Source organism: Shimia aestuarii, from assembly GCF_022814865.1.
GTDB classification, from domain to species: domain Bacteria; phylum Pseudomonadota; class Alphaproteobacteria; order Rhodobacterales; family Rhodobacteraceae; genus Shimia; species Shimia aestuarii_A.
This window is the reverse complement of the sequence record NZ_JAKVRD010000018.1, coordinates 1-16,998: the sequence shown is the minus strand read 5'-3', so window position 1 is coordinate 16,998 and position 16,998 is coordinate 1. Positions and strand designations below refer to the sequence as shown.

At 59.6% G+C, this 16,998-nt stretch carries 14 protein-coding genes and 1 pseudogene; 2 read left to right on the top strand and 13 right to left on the bottom strand.

The features are described from left to right. Nucleotides 1–5: 5 nt before the first annotated feature. Nucleotides 6–1,121 (bottom strand): ABC transporter ATP-binding protein, encoded by a 1,116-nt coding sequence (locus tag MK745_RS15295; protein WP_243614125.1) that lies wholly within the window; start codon nucleotides 1,119–1,121, stop codon nucleotides 6–8. Between the two features lie 107 nt (nucleotides 1,122–1,228). Beyond that, a complete protein-coding gene (locus MK745_RS15290; RefSeq protein WP_243614124.1) occupies nucleotides 1,229–2,368 on the bottom strand; it encodes an extracellular solute-binding protein in 1,140 nt (379 codons plus the stop codon). Nucleotides 2,369–2,797: 429 nt separating this feature from the next. Between MK745_RS15290 and ade the strand changes: the two genes are divergently transcribed. Then, the gene (ade, locus tag MK745_RS15285; protein ID WP_243614123.1) at nucleotides 2,798–4,489 is read left to right on the top strand and encodes an adenine deaminase; all 1,692 of its coding nucleotides are present in this window, start codon (nucleotides 2,798–2,800) and stop codon (nucleotides 4,487–4,489) included. Here the strand turns inward: ade and MK745_RS15280 are convergent. The 10 genes from MK745_RS15280 to MK745_RS15235 all read right to left on the bottom strand — a co-directional run bounded on the left by MK745_RS15280 (nucleotide 4,486) and on the right by MK745_RS15235 (nucleotide 15,972). Next, entirely contained in the window at nucleotides 4,486–4,905 is a 420-nt protein-coding gene (locus MK745_RS15280) for a glyoxalase superfamily protein (protein ID WP_243614122.1), read from the bottom strand. The two genes, ade and MK745_RS15280, sit on opposite strands and share 4 nt — an antisense overlap. After that, nucleotides 4,902–6,293 (bottom strand): MATE family efflux transporter, encoded by a 1,392-nt coding sequence (locus MK745_RS15275; protein WP_243614121.1) that lies wholly within the window; start codon nucleotides 6,291–6,293, stop codon nucleotides 4,902–4,904. The genes MK745_RS15280 and MK745_RS15275 overlap by 4 nt, the downstream gene beginning before the upstream one ends. A gap of 242 nt (nucleotides 6,294–6,535) precedes the next feature. Then, nucleotides 6,536–8,590: a TonB-dependent receptor domain-containing protein gene (locus tag MK745_RS15270; protein WP_243614120.1), complete on the bottom strand. Its 2,055-nt coding sequence runs from the start codon at nucleotides 8,588–8,590 to the stop codon at nucleotides 6,536–6,538. Nucleotides 8,591–8,679: 89 nt separating this feature from the next. After that, on the bottom strand, nucleotides 8,680–9,084 hold the full coding sequence (locus tag MK745_RS15265) for a DUF2946 family protein (RefSeq protein ID WP_243614119.1): 405 nt from the start codon (nucleotides 9,082–9,084) through the stop codon (nucleotides 8,680–8,682). Between the two features lie 77 nt (nucleotides 9,085–9,161). After that, a complete protein-coding gene (locus tag MK745_RS15260) occupies nucleotides 9,162–9,776 on the bottom strand; it encodes a hypothetical protein (RefSeq protein WP_243614118.1) in 615 nt (204 codons plus the stop codon). Nucleotides 9,777–10,155: 379 nt separating this feature from the next. Beyond that, the gene (locus MK745_RS15255) at nucleotides 10,156–11,706 is read right to left on the bottom strand and encodes a TniQ family protein (protein WP_243614117.1); all 1,551 of its coding nucleotides are present in this window, start codon (nucleotides 11,704–11,706) and stop codon (nucleotides 10,156–10,158) included. 5 nt (nucleotides 11,707–11,711) lie between these two features. Then, nucleotides 11,712–12,674, bottom strand: coding sequence for a TniB family NTP-binding protein (locus MK745_RS15250; protein WP_243614116.1), 963 nt, complete (start codon nucleotides 12,672–12,674; stop codon nucleotides 11,712–11,714). Nucleotides 12,675–12,676: 2 nt separating this feature from the next. Beyond that, the gene (locus tag MK745_RS15245; protein WP_243614115.1) at nucleotides 12,677–14,935 is read right to left on the bottom strand and encodes a Mu transposase C-terminal domain-containing protein; all 2,259 of its coding nucleotides are present in this window, start codon (nucleotides 14,933–14,935) and stop codon (nucleotides 12,677–12,679) included. Nucleotides 14,936–15,031: 96 nt separating this feature from the next. Further along, a complete protein-coding gene (locus MK745_RS15240; protein WP_243614114.1) occupies nucleotides 15,032–15,292 on the bottom strand; it encodes a hypothetical protein in 261 nt (86 codons plus the stop codon). A gap of 2 nt (nucleotides 15,293–15,294) precedes the next feature. After that, nucleotides 15,295–15,972, bottom strand: coding sequence for a hypothetical protein (locus MK745_RS15235; RefSeq protein WP_243614113.1), 678 nt, complete (start codon nucleotides 15,970–15,972; stop codon nucleotides 15,295–15,297). 273 nt (nucleotides 15,973–16,245) lie between these two features. Between MK745_RS15235 and MK745_RS15230 the strand changes: the two genes are divergently transcribed. Next, a complete protein-coding gene (locus tag MK745_RS15230; RefSeq protein ID WP_243614112.1) occupies nucleotides 16,246–16,752 on the top strand; it encodes a hypothetical protein in 507 nt (168 codons plus the stop codon). A 31-nt stretch (nucleotides 16,753–16,783) separates the two neighbouring features. Here MK745_RS15230 and MK745_RS15225 read toward each other — a convergent pair. Beyond that, nucleotides 16,784–16,998, bottom strand: a pseudogene (locus tag MK745_RS15225) (integrase core domain-containing protein); the annotation flags it as partial.

The following is a 16,998-nucleotide window of genomic DNA, read 5'->3' as shown; positions in this document are numbered from 1 at the left end:
TGCCCTTACTCCGATGCCAACTCGCCCGCACGCATCACGACCGCGTTGGACGGCTCATAGCGCAAGGTGAGGTCATGGCCGCGTGTCGAGATACGATCTTGCCCCAGATTGGGCACCGACATCTTGATAAGCTTGCCGCCATCTCCCTCGAGGAAGACACTAAAGGAATTGCCCTCAAACTCTTCATTGACCGCCTTGGCAGACACGAGGTTCTTACCGGTGCCGCCCTGTTCTGGCGCGACCTCGAAGGCTTCGGGGCGCACGAACATCATCGCCTCATCCCCGACTGATAGCTTGCCGATCTCCGCAGGCGTGATCCGCGCCACAAGGTCGCCAGAGCGATTGGTGCTGATGATCGCCTCGCCGCCTTCGATGGATTTGATCCGGCCCCGGAAGACGTTGTTTTCGCCCACGAAAGACGCCACGAAAGGCGTTGCGGGATGGTCGTAAATCTCATGACCCGAGGCGATCTGATCGATCACCCCGGATTTCATCACCGCCACGTTGTCGGACATGGTCAGGGCCTCGCCCTGGTCGTGGGTGATGTAGATAAAGGTGATACCCACGCGCTGCTGAATCTCGCGCAGCTCGGTGCGCATATGCTGGCGCAGCTTGAGATCGAGCGCCGAAAGCGGCTCGTCAAGCAAGAGAACGTCCGGATTGGCACAGAGCGCCCGCGCAATCGCGACCCGTTGTTTCTGACCGCCCGAAAGTTCGCTCGGCAGCTTGTCGCCCTGCCCCGGCAAGGCAATCATGTCGAGAAGCTCATCCGCCCGGCGGCGTCTCTCCTTGGCGCTCGCCCCGGCGACTTCCATCGAGAACGAGATGTTCTCCCAGACGGTCATCAGTGGGAACAGCGCAAGGTTCTGAAAGATCAGCGCAGTGGGGCGTTTGTTCGGGCCGATCCCGGCCATATCGTTGCCCCCGATGAGAACCCGTCCCTCACTCGGCTCGAGAAAGCCCGAGACCGCGCGCAGGATCGTGGTCTTGCCGCATCCAGACGGGCCAAGGAACGAGAAGAAATCCCCGCCGTTGATATTCACATTCGCATCCTTCACCGCCGTGAAGTCGCCGAACCTGATCGTGATGTTCTCCAGATCAACTGCAACACCAGAGCTCATGTACCGTTCCCCGTCGTTTGTTTTTCGTATCGCGGGCTCGTTTGGGTGGCCCGTCAAGAAAACGCCCGGCCACGTCTTGGTGTGGCCGGGCGATGAAGTGCTGTGCGTCAGGCGCTCTGGAACTGGTTCACGAATTCCGTCCGGACATCCGCGTACCAAGGCGCTTCTGCCGGCCATGCGTTGAGGTTGGCCAGCGCATCGCCCGGATAGGCCTCGGCGAAGTTCTTCGCGTATGTATCTCCGGCAAGCTTGTCCGCGCCGAGAATCGGCGAGTTGTAGCCATGTTTGTCGATCGCCGGGCCTGCGTTTGCCGGGTCAAAGGCGAACTTGATAAGCTCATAGGCCGCATCAATGTTCTGTGCGCCCTTCGGCATCGAAAGACCATCGACCCATGCCATCGCCCCTTCGGCCGGGGCCTGATAGGTAACCGGCTCGCCCGCCGTCTTGAGCGCGAGCGGCGGACCATCCCAGGTCTGACCAACGAGAACGCCATCGTTGAGAAGGCCGTTCTTCTGGGTGTCGGCGTCGTTCCAGATGAGCTTGAGCGCCTGTTTGCGTGCGATGCACCAATCGGTGATCTGGGTCCAGACCTCGCGCATCTTCTCTTCCGAACCATAGGCAGCCCAGACAGAGCCCGGCTCCAACTCGCCCGCGGCTTCCATGTAGAGACCGGCGCAAAGCATGCCGGAATGGGCGCGGATCATGGTCTTGCCCGCGTTTTCTTCGGACCAGATCTCACCATAGCTCGGCACGCCAGAGGGATCTTTCGGCGCCCATTTGTCGACACGCCACGCCATGCCTTCCGTGCCCCAGATATGCGGAATCCACGTGTTGCCGTTGCCGCCGAAATCCCAGGCATCCGGGCCGATCTTGGCCATCGCCGGGTTCGCCGCTTCGATCGGAATACGGGTCATGTCGAACGGCTGAAGCAGGTCGAGCGGACCCCACTGAAGCGACCGGTTGTTGGTCGGACCGATCAGGTCCGCGCCGCCCCCCTGCGAGGCTTTCATCTTGTTGATAAGCTCTTCGTTCGAGCCAATGCCGATATAGTTCACCTTGATACCGGTTTCAGCGGTGAACTTCTCGAGCATGTCCTCGGGCCAGTAATCCGACCAATCCATCAGGGTCAGTTCACCCGACGAGGCAAAGGCCTTGCTGACGAGAGCCGGACTCGCGAGTGCCGCGACACCGGCGGCGGCACCCGATTTAAGAACGGCGCGACGGCCGAATGTTCTCTGGTTCTTCATAAGATACTCCCTCCTGGAGAAATGTCAGGAACGACCCAATGCCGTTCTTCCAAGGTTGGTCCTCGTGTCGCAGCGGGCGATCCTCTCGCCCGAGCGACACGCGGGAATACGGCAGCCTTCATCGGCGCTCTCATTGTAAGACGTTAGGAACTCACCCCATCTATGTAACGAAATTCTGAATGGTTCGGCATCGAAGCGTAAACTTTCCTCAGCCCGCTGAAACGGGTGCCTAATTTCCGATCACTCCAAAGCTAAACGCAACTTCGCCTTTGCGTCTACCTTCTTGGAATCCCCGCCGCAGCGCAGCAGACGCCCACAGCAGCGCCACATTTCGTAGAAATCCCAGACAAGACAGCCTCTGGACCCGCGCGCATGTGTCGGTGATACTCGGATAAATTTTTTCCAAACAGACAAAAACAGGCGGCAAAAATGGCGAATCTGGAACGGAGAATCGCTCAGGGACGCGGGGATACGCCCGCAGATATCGTGCTGCGTGGGGGCACGGTTTTCGATGTCGTCACCGGCACGATGATCGACGGCGATGTGGCGATCTGCGACGATACGATCGTGGGGATCGGCGCAGAGTACGAGGGGACTGAGATCATTGATGTCTCGGGACTGACCCTCGTGCCCGGCTTCATCGACACGCATCTACACATCGAAAGCTCTCTCGTTACGCCGTTCGAATTCGACCGGTGCGTCGCCCCGCGCGGCATCACCACGGCGATCTGCGATCCCCATGAGATCGCCAACGTGATCGGCCTGCCCGGCATCCGCTACTTTCAAGACGCCTCTGAGCATACGCTGATGGATATCCGCGTGCAGCTCTCCTCCTGCGTCCCCTCCACCCACATGGAGACGGCGGGCGCGACCCTTAGCGCCGAAGACCTTGCCACGGTTATGGATCACCCCTCGGGCATCGGGCTTGCGGAGTTCATGAACTACCCCGGAGTGATCCATCGCGATCCGGGGTGCCTGGAAAAGCTCTCATTGTTCGAGGGCGGGCATATCGACGGCCACTGCCCGCAACTCGTTGGCAAAGACCTCAACGCCTATATCGCCGCCGGTATCCGAACCGAACATGAAGCGACCACCGCCGAAGAGGCGCTTGAGAAGCTGCGCAAGGGGATGCGCGTGTTGATCCGCGAAGGCTCTGTCTCCAAGGATCTCGAGGCGCTCGCCCCGATCCTGACCGAGGCGACATCGCCCTATCTTTGCCTTTGCACCGATGATCGCAATCCGCTCGATATTGGCGAGCATGGCCACCTCGACTATATGATCCGCCGACTGATCGCCCGGGGCGCCTCGCCCCTCGCGGTCTATCGCGCGGCGTCGCTCTCGGCGGCCGAGGCCTTCGGCCTCAAGGATCGTGGTCATATCGCGCCGGGCAAACGCGCCGATATCGTCGCCCTCGACAGCCTCGAGACGTGTGACGCGCAAATGGTGTTCTGCGCCGGGAGACGTCTGACCGACAAGGCCTTTGGCGCACGCAAGACGCTGCCGCCAGTGGGGCGCAAATCGGTTCTTGCTCCGACCGTCACACCGGAAGATTTCCGCGCCCGCGCCAATCGCGCCGAAACCGATGTCATCGGCATCCTCGAAGGCAAGATCATCACGGAACACCTGCACGAAGATATCCCCGTCCAAGATGGCGACAAACGTCCGGACCCGACGCGCGACCTGATCCGCATCTCCGTCATCGAACGCCACGGCAAGAACGGCAACATCGCGAGTGGCTTCGTCAAGGGCTTTGGCCTGAAATCCGGTGCCATCGCCTCGACCGTCTGCCACGACCACCACAATATCGCGGTGGTCGGGGCGACCTATGACGATATGGCGCTCGCGGCAAACCGCATGTCCGAAATCGAAGGCGGTTTCGTCGTGGCCCGCGACGGCGAAATCCTCGCCGAACTGGCGCTACCAGTTGCCGGCCTGATGAGCCTCGAGCCGTTCGAAGAGGTGCGCGACCGCCTCGTCGCACTGCGAAGCGCCGCGCGCACGCTCGGCGTCACGCTTGAGGAACCCTTCCTGCAACTCGCCTTCCTCGCCCTACCGGTCATTCCCGCGCTCAAGATCACCGACCGGGGCATGGTCGATGTCTTGAAATTCGAGATCCTTTAAAGGTCGATCTCAAGCTGCGGCGTGCCGTCCGACGTGCGTTCTCGTGATTGCCCCTTGGGTCCAACCGTGCCCTGCACCCGTTTGCGAAAGCTCGAAAAGCTCTCGAAAGTGACCACGTCCACGGCTTCATCAAGGTCAAGCGATAGCCGCACCCACCCGTCGCTAAGAGTCTCCACATTGCGCAGGACCGCCGTGAACGGCTGAGACAGGTAGCGCCCGCTGACACGATCTCCGACGACGAACATGGGCCTTTCGGCGATCGCCGCCCGCATGGCGTTCCAATCGCGGAACCCATGCAGGCGCGCTACTTGCTCAAGGGCTTGCCCTTGCCCCAACTTGCGCCCCACGGCCTCGGCATCCTTGCGCAGACGCGCTGCGGCGGCTTTGGCGTCTTGCAAACTTGGCAAACGGGTCATGCGCGATCCTCCACAACCGATGAAAACAGGCCCCAGCGTAGCATCTCCCGCCGGGATCGCTGGTATAGGACAAGTGCCGCCAGCCCCAGAAGCATAAGCTCCGCCATTGGCCCGGCCCACCAGACCGCCTCGCTCCCAAAGAGAAACGGCAGGATAAACGTCATCGGCAAGGCAAAGAGATAGGGCTTCGAAAGACCGAGCACCGCCGCCCTTGGCGCGTCTCCGATGGCTTGAAAATGCGCCGCCAGCATCATCAACGGCCCGGCAAGAACAAAGAGCATCGACATCACCGGCAGGATCGCAGCCGTCTCCGCGATCACCTGCGGGTCATCGACAAAGGATGCCCCGATCTGCCGCGCGAATACCGTGACGAAAACCTGAACCGCCCCGCAATAGACAAGCGCAGAAAACACCGCGACACGCAGGCTCTGGTCCCGCCGCTGCCAGAGGCCGGCCCCGGTATTGTTGCCGGTGATCGTCTGCATGGCCTGCGACAGACCAAGCAGTGGCAGGAAGGCAAAGGTGATGACCCGCGTGGTAATCCCATAGGCCGAGACCGTCGCCGCATAGTTCGGGCTCTGGAACATCTGAAGCGCCATGAGGATCGCCGACGAGCCAAGCGCAATGCCAAGAAAATTGAGGCTCTGCGGCGCACCAAGGGCAAGGATAGGCCGCCACTCGACGGCGCTTACATGGCGCAACACCGCGCCGGGCCGCAGGGTGGTCTGCCCGCGAAGTCGCACCGCAAGGATAATCGCAAGGGCCACGGCCTGCGCCAACACGGTGCCCACCGCCGATCCCACGACCCCGTAGGACCAGACCGCGATCAAGAGATAGTTGAACCCGATATTGCTAAGCGAGACCAAGAGGCTCATCGCCGCCATCAAGCCGACCCGCCCCTCGTTGCGCAGGGCATCGGAATTGACCGACAGGATGAAGAGCACCGGCGAGAACACCACGAGGATCTGCAGGTAGCTCTGCGCCATCTCCGCGATCTCTCCCGCACCGCCTGCCGCGATCTGCACCATCGGCGCACCGACCGCGAGATAGAGCAGGATCAACACCCCGCCAAGACAAAGCGCGAGCCAATGGGCACTTGCGAAAAGGCGCTGCGCCTCTTCGCGACGCGCGCCACCAAGATAGCGCGCAAGGATGCTCGACATGCCGCTCGCAACCAAGGTCGCCAGCGCGACGATGACCATATAGAGCGGGAAGATAAGCGTCACCGCCGAGAGCGCATCCGCGCCCACGTAGTGACCAAGGAAGAACGCATCGACCACGGTCAGGAATCCGTTCATCCCCATGATAAGGATAATCGGCAGCGCGGTTTTCACGTAGAGATGCGACAGGGGCGCATCGAGAAAGGAATTCTGGGAAGACTCGGACATCTCATTACCTCGAACGAGTCTCGCATTTGGTAGGATGGGGCTCGCATTGCCATCCGCGCGAGACGCGGAAAGGTCATCAGAGTGTCGATGAGATACAGAACTTTACCAAGATGTTGCCATCTGCGAGCGGCAGGCGTCTGTCACCTGCCGCGCTAGGTAGTGACGTCCGGACCGCCTGTCAAGCCGCCCTTTCGCACGGAGTAAGGACTGGGCCGCGCGGGACGCTGCGCGGCCCAACCGGCTCAGAAGCGCGTTTCCAAGCTGATATACAACGTCCGTCCCGGTTCATTGACCTGGAACATGGTCGGGTCAAACACGTTGGTGCGGCTCAGGTGGTTGGCATAGGTCTTGTCAAAGACGTTATCCACACCTGCCACCAACGTCGTATTGGCGTTCAACGCATAGCTGCCGAATAGATCAAGCGTTGCCCAACCCGGCGTTGCGCCGGGGTCGCGGGCGGGGTCGATCTTGTCCTGCGCCGTGGCCCAGTTGACGCGCCCACCAGCCCGCCAGGCGTCCACGCCATAAGACGCCGTAATGCTCCCGCTCAGAGGCGGGATCTGCGCAAGATCGCGCCCATCGGTCCGGTTCTTTCCGCGTGTATAAGTGGCATCGGCAAGAAGCTCGAAACCGCCACGCTGCCAGCTTCCGTTGAGCTCGATCCCCGTCAGGACCGCATCAACATTGCGATAGGTGGTGACGCCCGGCACGGTGAACTGATCGCGCAGGATATAGTCGTTAACGCGGTCGGCATAGACCGAGGCGTTGAACGTGTAATTCGCCCCGGCCCGCTCATAGCCGAGGTCAAGCTGATGGTGCTTTTCCGGTGCTATATCCGGATTTCCGACCCAGTTGCTCCGCGCCATCGCACGTTCCGTCGCATCCGCCGTGCGCACCGAGCGCGACAGCCCGATGAAGACGTTGCTTTCGCTGTCGAGCGCATAGTCGATCCGGGCAAGCCCGCCAAGGTTATGCTCTTCGCGTGCCGCGTCAAAGGTCGTACCATATTGCGCGGTGTAGAACGTGTTGGGCGAAGCCGCAGAGCCTCCGGGCACCGTGCCCGCTGCGCCTGCTGTGGCCCTCACATAGTCATAGCGCGCGCCAAGCGTGAGCGTGGTGCGATCCGACAGGGTCGTGACCGTCTCGCCATAAAGCCCGGTCTGGCTGATCGTGACATCCGGCCACATCAGAAAGCGCGCAAATGCCGGATTTTCCGCGAGCACCGGCACAGCCGCCCCACCCGCGTAGAACGTCGCCATGCGGTTGTTCGACACAAGATCAAGACCAACTTTGGCCTCGGTGCCCCCAAAGGCGAGATGCGCCTCGATCTTCCCGCCGTGGGTGTCTGAGGTGGTCGGCGTGCGGGCAAACATCGCCCCCGCCGGGCGCAGCGTGAAATTGTCCATCACGTGATCGACTTCGCTCAGGAATAGGTTCCCTTCGATCCGGCGCAAAATGCCGGCGTCGAGATCGACACCCCCGCGCAACCGGTAGATCGTCGTATCCGAAAGCGGGCTGTCCATCCCCGCACCGGGAAAGAGCGCATCCTTGACCTTGTCGCGTTCGATATCGAACGCAAGGTCCACGCCGTTGCGCTCAAAGCCAAAAGTCAGACCCGCGCTCTTCTGGTCATAGGAACTGCGCACCGGGGTGCCATCGCCATCCTCGTAGTTGTCGGCGGTCTTGGAACCGGCATAGCCCTCCACATAGAACCCCTTGCCAAGGTCGAGCTCGAAATCACCGTTCACGTTGATCTTGCCCGAATTGCTCGACACCCCGGCACTGAGGCCAAAGCTCAGGCGCTTGTTTTCTTCGAACTCCGGCGCTTCGCGCTCAAGGATCACCGATCCGCCCGAACCGCCGGGCCCGTTGGTGACGCTCTGATAGCCACGCTCTACGATGATCTTGTCGGCGCGCGAAATCCCTGCCGTCGCGGCGGGCGGGTCCATCCGGTTGGGACAGCCACCGAAAGTGAAAGAGCCACTATCAACGATGTTGAGTTGGTTTTGGGATTGCCCCCGGATCACGATTTCAAGTCCATGACCGCCCATGCGGCCAGACGCGACGCCCGGTACTTGACGCAGGAACTCGCCGCCATCGGCAGGCGGGGTCGACATCATCGGCTCATCGCCAAGGACGATCTTGCTCGCCCCGACAACGGTCCCGTCTTGGTCGACATAGATCGGATCGAGAGCGATGGCTTTCTCGGCCTCAGCCACTTGCGCAACCGCAACGGAGGACAACGAGGACAGCAGGATCGCATACGCACTCAGGCGCATCATATTGGTATTGTTCATTCTTCTTACCACTGGAATTCAGCATGTCAGACAATTCCGCACGCCTTGAGACGCCCGGAGCCATTCACATCAGGAAAAGGGAAAACCCCTCAGGCGATGGCCGGCGGCGCGCGAATGCCATGCGCCCGCGCCCGGGACTCCCTCGGCGCGATGACGTCATGCTGTGCTTGGTAAGAGACATAGTGGAATGAGACCGCCCGCAGCGCCACGCCGGGGGACGCAAGTTCCAGCGCGGGACCAACGATACAGAACGGACAATGGCCGGTCGTCGAGGGCGCCCCCTCGCCTCCGGCGTCTTCAATGAGATTGCCTTCCGCATCAATCGTAACGGTCTGAACACCATTGGCACCGCAGATAACGATCTGGATGCCATTCTCGCCCGCCACAACGGACGCGCCACCAAAGGCCATGGTGCTCTGAAGGAATAGAAGACCGGCGAGAAAAATCCCGCAAACCTGCCGCAAGGGCGTGATCCAGCCTCTATGCATCTTCATGCTGGAATATGTGCCGCAAGAGCAGCAGCGGGGCAAGCGCAAACCCTCCCCCGCTGTAGCGCATTTTGACGCGTTGGTTATTGCATGTCGGTGAAGACCTGCGATTCAACGCCGGCTTCGGCCAATGCGTCCCGGATCGCGTCGATCGACGCGATCTCCTCCGAGCTCACGATCACCACATCATTGACCACGAGCGTGTAGAGCGTCCGATCCGGCGAGGGATCAAGGCTCGCAAGGTATTCTTCTGCCGTGCGCCGGGACTTCGGTCCCCAAGATCCGTCATAGGCTGTGCCGATGGTAAACTGCACGTCCATCGTGCGTTCGCGGCTAACGGACTCGCCGTTGTTCAATCGCGAGACCGACAGGCGCAGCGCCTCGGTATCTTCGATCCGTTCCGGCACGAAAACCTTCGAGCAGGTCTCAACCTCACGATACCGCGTGACGGTCTTCTTGCCCTTTTCATTGGCCACCGCGCCGCCAATGATCGCCCCGGCCGCAGCGCCCGCGTTCTCACCCGTCGCCACTTTACCGATAACGCCGCCAATCAAGGCGCCGCCAACCACGTTTTCAGGCTTCGCGCCTTCCCTGACCTGATACGGAACCTGCTTGGTCTCGCATCGGGTCTCATATGTGCCTCCGAACACCGGTGTCGCCAGAAGCAAGAGGGCAGCTGTTGTCTTCAGGTACATCATCGTCAACTCCGTTCCACGCAATTGCGCATCTCGACTATACCAAAGAATATAGGACGCCCGTGCTAAAAATCATACTTTTGGCTATTTCAACCGGCATCATCCCGCCCAAAGCACGGGAGTCTCAGGCCCACCGCTCACGCATCGAGACCCCACACACAACACCTTGGAACACAACTGTGGAAACCACCAATAAATGTCCACCACCTGACTTCATCCGAAAATATGTTATTGTTATTAAAGAATAATATTTACTCGCAATCACGCTGAGGCGGCCATTTTGACCACTACACCCACATCAAATGACCATCGAAAGTTCACAAAAAATGCCGCCCGAAGGCGGCATTGCAGATTTTCATCAGGAAAGCTTGGGGGGACGAGGTCAGTGGATCAGGAAATATGCGTCCTCAGACACCCCAACCGGCGGCGTTTCCAAAACGGACTTTATCTCCTCCGGATCCAGATGAATGGCAGCAAACCCTACCTGACCATCGAGACGCACCACGTTGGACAAGTGCCCCTTGAAGAGGAGTTCCAGGATCACCTTCAGCTTCGCCCGGGATTTCTCCGCACACCTGGCCAAGGGCTCCATGCCGGCAGGCAGCTCCTCCACTTCGTCGAACCTGTCTCGCAGGACATCGAGCACTTCATTGATGCTGCGGCCATCGACAGCTTTGCCGACCTTGCTTTGCAGATTCTGATGATCATGGATACGGCTCAGCAATCCCAGTTCGATCAACGCGCTTACGACTGGCCGTGAACAGGTCAAGACATACGGAACCTGGGTCGTCGGCACAGCAAACTTCGCATCCCCGAGCAGCTCAACAACCTTCGCATAGTCAACGACCAAGCGCCCAGCCCCTGTTGCCCCCCCCTCTCCGGGCGACATGCCAGCTGCCTTGAGAAGGTTATGAAGTGTCGAGGGATGAACGTTCTCGGATTTGGAGATCGAACTCAGGGTACTGTATTTCGGACGGGCCACCGGCTGACCCAGAACATTCCGCCCAGGGACCAGAGGCGTATTCTCGATGATCACGTGACGCAGGAGAGCACGGATCGGCCCAGGGTCCTTTGACAGGTGCCCAGAGTTGAGCCACGCATAGAGCATCCCGAAAGCGCTCCGAGGGCTCGCAAATCCCTCACTGCGCGTTGAGGCCTTCAGCGTATCTTCAAGAAAAGCAACCACTTTGGCTTCGCCCCCTGCTGCGAGGCCCCAACCTGCACGTCCGGCGTCGTCCCACATGCGCTGAGACAGCTCAGCGGCCTGCTGCTTTGGGCCGAAGGCGATCAACCCGCCCACCATCTCGACTGCCCGGCTCGCCTGATCAATGCCTTGCCCATCCAACCAGATCGGACCGGAATGTCCTTCCAGACGGTTTTCCACGTAGGTCTGGAGTGGCGAGGGTGCCCGCGGTTCGCATGGCTCCGGCACGGCCAATTCCGCTGCAATGATATCCTGCATGGCCTGCAGCTCATGCAGTTGATCATCCCACGCGCTCTTTCGAGCATCGCGCAGCAGTGTCCCATGGCGGCGGCACGTACGAACAGGCGCAAGGCGCCATGCAAGGCGATGACGCGTCGCAACGTCAGGGCGCCGCTGGTCATATTGGTCCTCAGCGAGGCAATAGGGGCAAATCCTGGTCTCGACCCCGGTGGTGAACTCAGCCGAAAATTCGTGCTGGCGCAGGCTGAAGCGGCGTGCGCCAATCGAGCTAATCGTGTTCCAAACCACCGGCGCCGGGTCCTGGCCAGCGATCTCGCAGAGGCGATGAACCGCCGCCGGAAGCCCCCGCGCGAGATCGATGGCAGGAATACGCAGATCATTGAGAAACGGGACGAGGCGACCTCCTTTGTGGAAGGCCGCCTGACGTGCTGCCCAGGACAAGGGCGTCTCATCGTGAACAAAGGATACTTTGGGAAATAGCTTGGCCATGGCAATCACCGCTTCCGCCTGCCCGTGGACCGACGGGGCTTCTGATCCTCTTCTGGGTCCGTCTCGATCAACCAGTAGTGCTCGACAAAGAAGACATTCTCGGACGCCGAACAGGATTCCTGCATCGCGTAGGCCGAGGCGAAGTGCCCGATTTCGAGATGACTGTCTTCGTTCTCGATCGCGAACTCGAGCGCCAGCAACAGCAGCTCTACCGCCCGTCCAAAACAATACCGGGCACCGTGGAACACCCGTCCGACCAAGTCGGTCTCCATCGGAGCGTGAACCCCGACACGCTGGCAATAATGCTCCATGATCTGGCAGAAATTCTCGCCGTCGGATTGTTCGGTGAGTTCGGGTAGGACAATGGACGTAAAGCGACGCTTTACCTGCTGGTCACTCCGGATCACGGTCGCGAGGTCTTTCGTGCCGGACACGATGATCGTGATGGCATGCTCACCCTGCATCAGCGATTTTAGTGCCCGCAGGATCAGGTTGCGATCGGCACAGAACAAGTCCTGAGCCTCGTCGATCCAGATCACGCTGATCTCCAGCTCGGCCAAGCGATAGCGCAAATCCTGGAACAACGACCAGGCTTCCTGCCGTTTACTCTCCACAGGGTACCCAGATACCTTCAGCAACTCGCCCATCATGCTCTTGAAGGTCGCAGGGCTGGGCACCACGCAACCAATGCAACGCGGAGTGCCATCTTCCTGCGGCCGCAACATCGGCAATTTCTCGAGCGTGCGATTGACGAGATGGGATTTACCGCTCCCGGGCTCCCCAATCACCATCACGCCACGCGTTTCACGGGTCTTGGTGAACCGTTTCGCGACAGGCGTCCGATGACCCGCAGCGTCCTTCTCGAAAAGCCGCTCAATGTGGGACGCGGCTTCCGCGTCCCGATCCGTTCCGATATGCAGCTCACGCAGTGCCTCAAGAGCCTGCTCCGCAGTATGTTGATCCATCATGATCACTCCTCCTCGAAGGTGACGCCCGACGCCGACGAGGTGCCGTTCCGGCCTTTGCGGCCAGCCTGCGCGTCGGTGCTGTCGCCGACTTCACCGTTCAAATCGTCAACCGAAGGCAACTCGCTCCCAAGCTCGCCTTTCGCCTTGGATGGCGCTTTCGGCTCGTAGAATTTCACACCTGCAAGAATGTTCTTTTCCTCACGCTTGAACCGATCTTCGGACCAATCCTCCAGGTTCAGCCCTGCCTTCGCCATCGCCACCTCGTTCCGAGCCTTGATCGCCAAAATAGCTTCCCGGACGACTGCATTGTTGAGCCGATCCGCCTCCGGGTTACCGGCGCGTACATGCCGCACAGCAGTCAGCCAGGTTTGTGCTGCGACGCCCTGGAGGGACGCGTCTTGGGAAGGGACGTTGCACCACTCTTCCCCCATCAGCACCGAAACCGCGCCTACATCTTTGGGATGCCAGCGAACCTTGACGGTCCCAGGGTTCTTCCGACGAAAATGGTTCTGGAGAATTTCAGATTGGTAAGTCACACCGAGAACGGTGATGCCTTCTTTGTCCAAGCGGTACTCGCGCTCCTGCCCGAAACAAATCCGCATCATTTCGGAGTCTGGCGGCGGGGTGACGCCATACAGCTTGTTCAGGCGCCGCCAGGCCTGAACCGGCGTCTCGTTGTCAAGACCGGAGTGCGGAGTGTTGTGGTAGATCTCGACAACCCAGCGGATCAGCGCAAACGTCAGATCATCCAAGGTCAATGCTGCGCGCTTTTCCGGGTCCGCATCACCTTTCTCCATGATGCCACGGAACGTATGGCCCGAAACGCGGGAGGCAAAGTCACCGGAGCACGTTCCGAAAAATCGTTCCATGGTGCCACGGTTCTCAGGTACGCCGTTCGTCGCCATTTCCCACATCACACCGAGATCCTCGGAGGACGTCCGAAACCGCAAAGATTTGTACGCCGAACCACCATCAAAGACGATCAACTCCGGGGTGCCGTGCATGTCCCAGGGCGTATGGGCACCTACAGCGTCTGCCCAGGCTCCCTTGTCCGTCGTGATCATCTGCAACAACTGGACTGCGGCCTCTGCGTTTGGAGTGCGACTAAGCACCAACCCGACAATGCACCGGGTGGCACAACAGATCGCGGCGCTCAGGGTCCACCGTGCCGTCTTTTTCTGCTTGATCTTTCCGGTCTTCGGATCTTCGTGCTCTTCAAAATACAGGCCGAGCGAATGCTTCTCCTCATCGGTGAAGAGCCCATAGATTTCGGTGCTCTCCAACAAGGTCTGCGCATCGACCGTCCATTCGTCGATCTCCACCCGCTCCAGAGGACGCGTCACGGAAAGACCGGTTGTGACGGGGCGAAACTTCTTGCGTGCGGCTGCAGCGCCGTTGCGCTTCAATTCCACCAGGAACGGGTCCAGGCCCCGCACAGCAAGCCGAATGGTCTCTCGGCTTGGCACCTTCATCTTGAGTTTACCTTGCGCTTCGCGTTCCGCGTTTTCTTTTGCAAAGGAAAGCTTCACGTCCTCGACGATCGCATGAATGGTGGGCTTATCCGGCGACATGTAGCCGCGGACCCCTTTCATCATCAGCGCGTACTCGCTTGGTGAGAGACGAGACCCGCGGTTTCCGCGTGCGGACACCCGATCGAGATGTCCAATCAGCCCAAACTTGTTGAGTTCGGCGAGCCATCGGCGCAGCGATCGTGGCGAGGGAACCTTGGCGAAGTTTTCAGACTTCCGAAACTTCTTGCCAGGCTCGGGCAAGTCATCGGGTGCAATGTCCATAACGCGGTCGAGAAGGAGAGCCTTGTTGGCTTTGATCGACGCGTCCGTGAACGTCATCAGGCCCTCGGCATGGAGCTCCAGGGCAACCTGACAGTACAAATCCTTCTTGGCGAGACGGCGCCCGGGACGCCCGGTCAAAGCCGAAATCGATGTCTGGCTAGACATCAGCCGCTTATGTGCTGCAGACGGATTGAAGCAATCGCGTTCGACCCGAATACGGCCCTGCTGACCGAAACGGGCAAGATCTTCGTGCGTGAATTGCTGACAAAGCCCACTCGCGTCATCCCGGCGGAGAAGGTAGCCGGTTTCGGTTTCCATTTCGACTTGGAAGGGGAGATTATCGATCGACACACGGTCGAACTGTCCAAAGGCATAACGGGCGTTGGCAGTGCTGAACGAGAGATCCACGGTGTATCCTTTCATGGGATCTGGGCTGCGCGATGCAGCAATGATGAGTGCGATGGCCATTGGGCCTCGCCATTGGGGAAGTTTCTGGAGGTGGGGCGCGGCCTCAGGCTTCTGGCATCACGCATTGGAAACCTGAGGCTTCGCGATCGGCGGGATCTACAAGACGCTGTGGAACGGATTGTTCATGGAGGACTCGCGATCGCTCAAGACATAGCCGACACCGACGGGCATACGTGTCTTGACGGCAAACTCGGCAACAATGTCGAGGCGCTGCGAAAGCGGTCGTTTGGCGGGCAATTCATCTCGTCCCACACCAAATTCCGCGAGAAGCTTGGCATGATCAAACTGCTGGATGCTGATTTCGACATCTGCGCCAGCCTTGCCACGAAGCATGAGCTCACCAGTATGCTTGGACATCTTCAGACCTCCTTCGCCTTGAAAACCATCACATCATGGGAGAGACGCTCATAGCCGAGCGTCTTCAGATGCCCGGAACGGATCAGACGCACCAAGGCCCGAAACCCCATGCCGTCCAGACGGGTTTTCTCGACGAGATCGCCCATACGGACGACCCCGATCATGGACCGCACCACGTCCTGGGCAACAGGGTCACCAAAGCAGTCCGGGCGTCGCGCCGAGTGAAAGAGACCGGCGTTGTAACGCTCGACCGGGCAGATGTCGTCCTCCGTGAACAGACGGAAGTCATCGAGAACGCCCTGGGAGATCGCCTGAGCTTTGATCCGGGCCAGCTTGATCAGGTACTTCCGGCTGGCACGCTCAACAGGGCGCACTGCGTATCCCGTCACAGTTTCATCGTGGCGGATAACGACAAAGTCGATGAAGTGGTTGTGGACTTCCCCAAACTCATCGAACCACTCAAAGCGAACCTGTTCGATAACCTCCTTGGTGTCAGGGCGATACGCCAAGACCATCGCGCAATCCGCTTCGAGATGGCTTTCAACGCCATGGCGGACCCCATGACCCTCACCAAAGACAATGCCCCCGGTGAAGTGCTGCGTGGAGCCAACTTGCGTCTTGCGGTCACCACGACTGGGTTCGGGAAGGCGGATACCGCCGGATCGAGAAAGGTCAGACATCTTTGCATTCCAAAAATCATCAGGTGCCACTTCCCGATCAGCCGGAAAGCGTGTGACCTTCTGGATCTGCCCTTCAAAGCCAGCCTCTATGTCCCCTCTCGGGTTTCAGCTTGGTCGGCGTTGGGCAGACCTTTCCCGTCGCGACAAATGCGTCGGGGAAAAGCAGGTCGTCATGTTCTGGAAGCATCCGTGTCCTTGAAACCGACCCGATTGGGTGATAGGTTTCAGGGTGAAAGCGGTAGACTTCGGTCTTCCAAATGAGAGGGCGGTCTGTTGGCGCAGATCGCATTTTCGTTTCTTGCTACATCGTCAGTCCTCCTCAGGTGCGGCGATGAGTATTTGGTAGCCACCGATTTTGGCCGCCAAAAGACTTTTTCTTTTTCGGGCACGCGGTTAGTCTTCAGCATCACCCGCCCTCAGATTGCGAAAAAGCAACCTGTGGGCGTTTTCGATTTTTCGCAGGCACATCACCTTGTGCGAACCAGCGCCCCCAACCCTCAGATCACCGAGGTCTTGCGATTCCTACTGACGTTTTCGCAACATGACCTGCCCGGGAAAGAACCTTCACACGCGACACTTCGCGGAAATACCATGGCGTTCACCCGGCTGATCGCGTCCATTTTCGGAGAATCACCACGCGATTTTCGAGGGGCGATTCCACGAGACAGGACTACAGAATCCTGGGCAGGCAATTGGGGGATGAGTTCGACAGCCATCGATACACTCTTCATTCTCAAATCTCGGATGCCAACCGCAGGGGAAGCGATTGGGCGGGTTTGATCCGCCCCACTTGAGTGGTCCAATTTGATTGTTAGTGCATGATCGGCCTTTGGTCCATCTGGATGATGGTTTCGGGGGCCGGTGGGCGATAGCCCAGAGCACTGTGGGGTCGTTTCGTATGAAGTGTTTCCTCCATTCTTCGATCAGGATTTGAGCCTCGCGCAGACTGTAGAAGATCTCGCCGTTCAAGAACTCGTCTCGGAACCGAGCGTTGAAGCTTTCACAATATCCATTCTCCCAAGGGCT

Coding starts and splice junctions, on each gene's coding strand:
- MK745_RS15280 (WP_243614122.1), bottom strand. CDS start 4,905: ATGACCCGTTTGCCAAGTTTGCAAGACGCCAAAGCCGCCGCAGCGCGT.
- MK745_RS15245 (WP_243614115.1), bottom strand. CDS start 14,935: ATGGCCATCGCACTCATCATTGCTGCATCGCGCAGCCCAGATCCCATG.
- MK745_RS15270 (WP_243614120.1), bottom strand. CDS start 8,590: ATGAACAATACCAATATGATGCGCCTGAGTGCGTATGCGATCCTGCTG.
- MK745_RS15265 (WP_243614119.1), bottom strand. CDS start 9,084: ATGAAGATGCATAGAGGCTGGATCACGCCCTTGCGGCAGGTTTGCGGG.
- ade (WP_243614123.1), top strand. CDS start 2,798: ATGGCGAATCTGGAACGGAGAATCGCTCAGGGACGCGGGGATACGCCC.
- MK745_RS15235 (WP_243614113.1), bottom strand. CDS start 15,972: ATGTCTGACCTTTCTCGATCCGGCGGTATCCGCCTTCCCGAACCCAGT.
- MK745_RS15240 (WP_243614114.1), bottom strand. CDS start 15,292: ATGTCCAAGCATACTGGTGAGCTCATGCTTCGTGGCAAGGCTGGCGCA.
- MK745_RS15295 (WP_243614125.1), bottom strand. CDS start 1,121: ATGAGCTCTGGTGTTGCAGTTGATCTGGAGAACATCACGATCAGGTTC.
- MK745_RS15250 (WP_243614116.1), bottom strand. CDS start 12,674: ATGATGGATCAACATACTGCGGAGCAGGCTCTTGAGGCACTGCGTGAG.
- MK745_RS15255 (WP_243614117.1), bottom strand. CDS start 11,706: ATGGCCAAGCTATTTCCCAAAGTATCCTTTGTTCACGATGAGACGCCC.
- MK745_RS15275 (WP_243614121.1), bottom strand. CDS start 6,293: ATGTCCGAGTCTTCCCAGAATTCCTTTCTCGATGCGCCCCTGTCGCAT.
- MK745_RS15290 (WP_243614124.1), bottom strand. CDS start 2,368: ATGAAGAACCAGAGAACATTCGGCCGTCGCGCCGTTCTTAAATCGGGT.
- MK745_RS15260 (WP_243614118.1), bottom strand. CDS start 9,776: ATGATGTACCTGAAGACAACAGCTGCCCTCTTGCTTCTGGCGACACCG.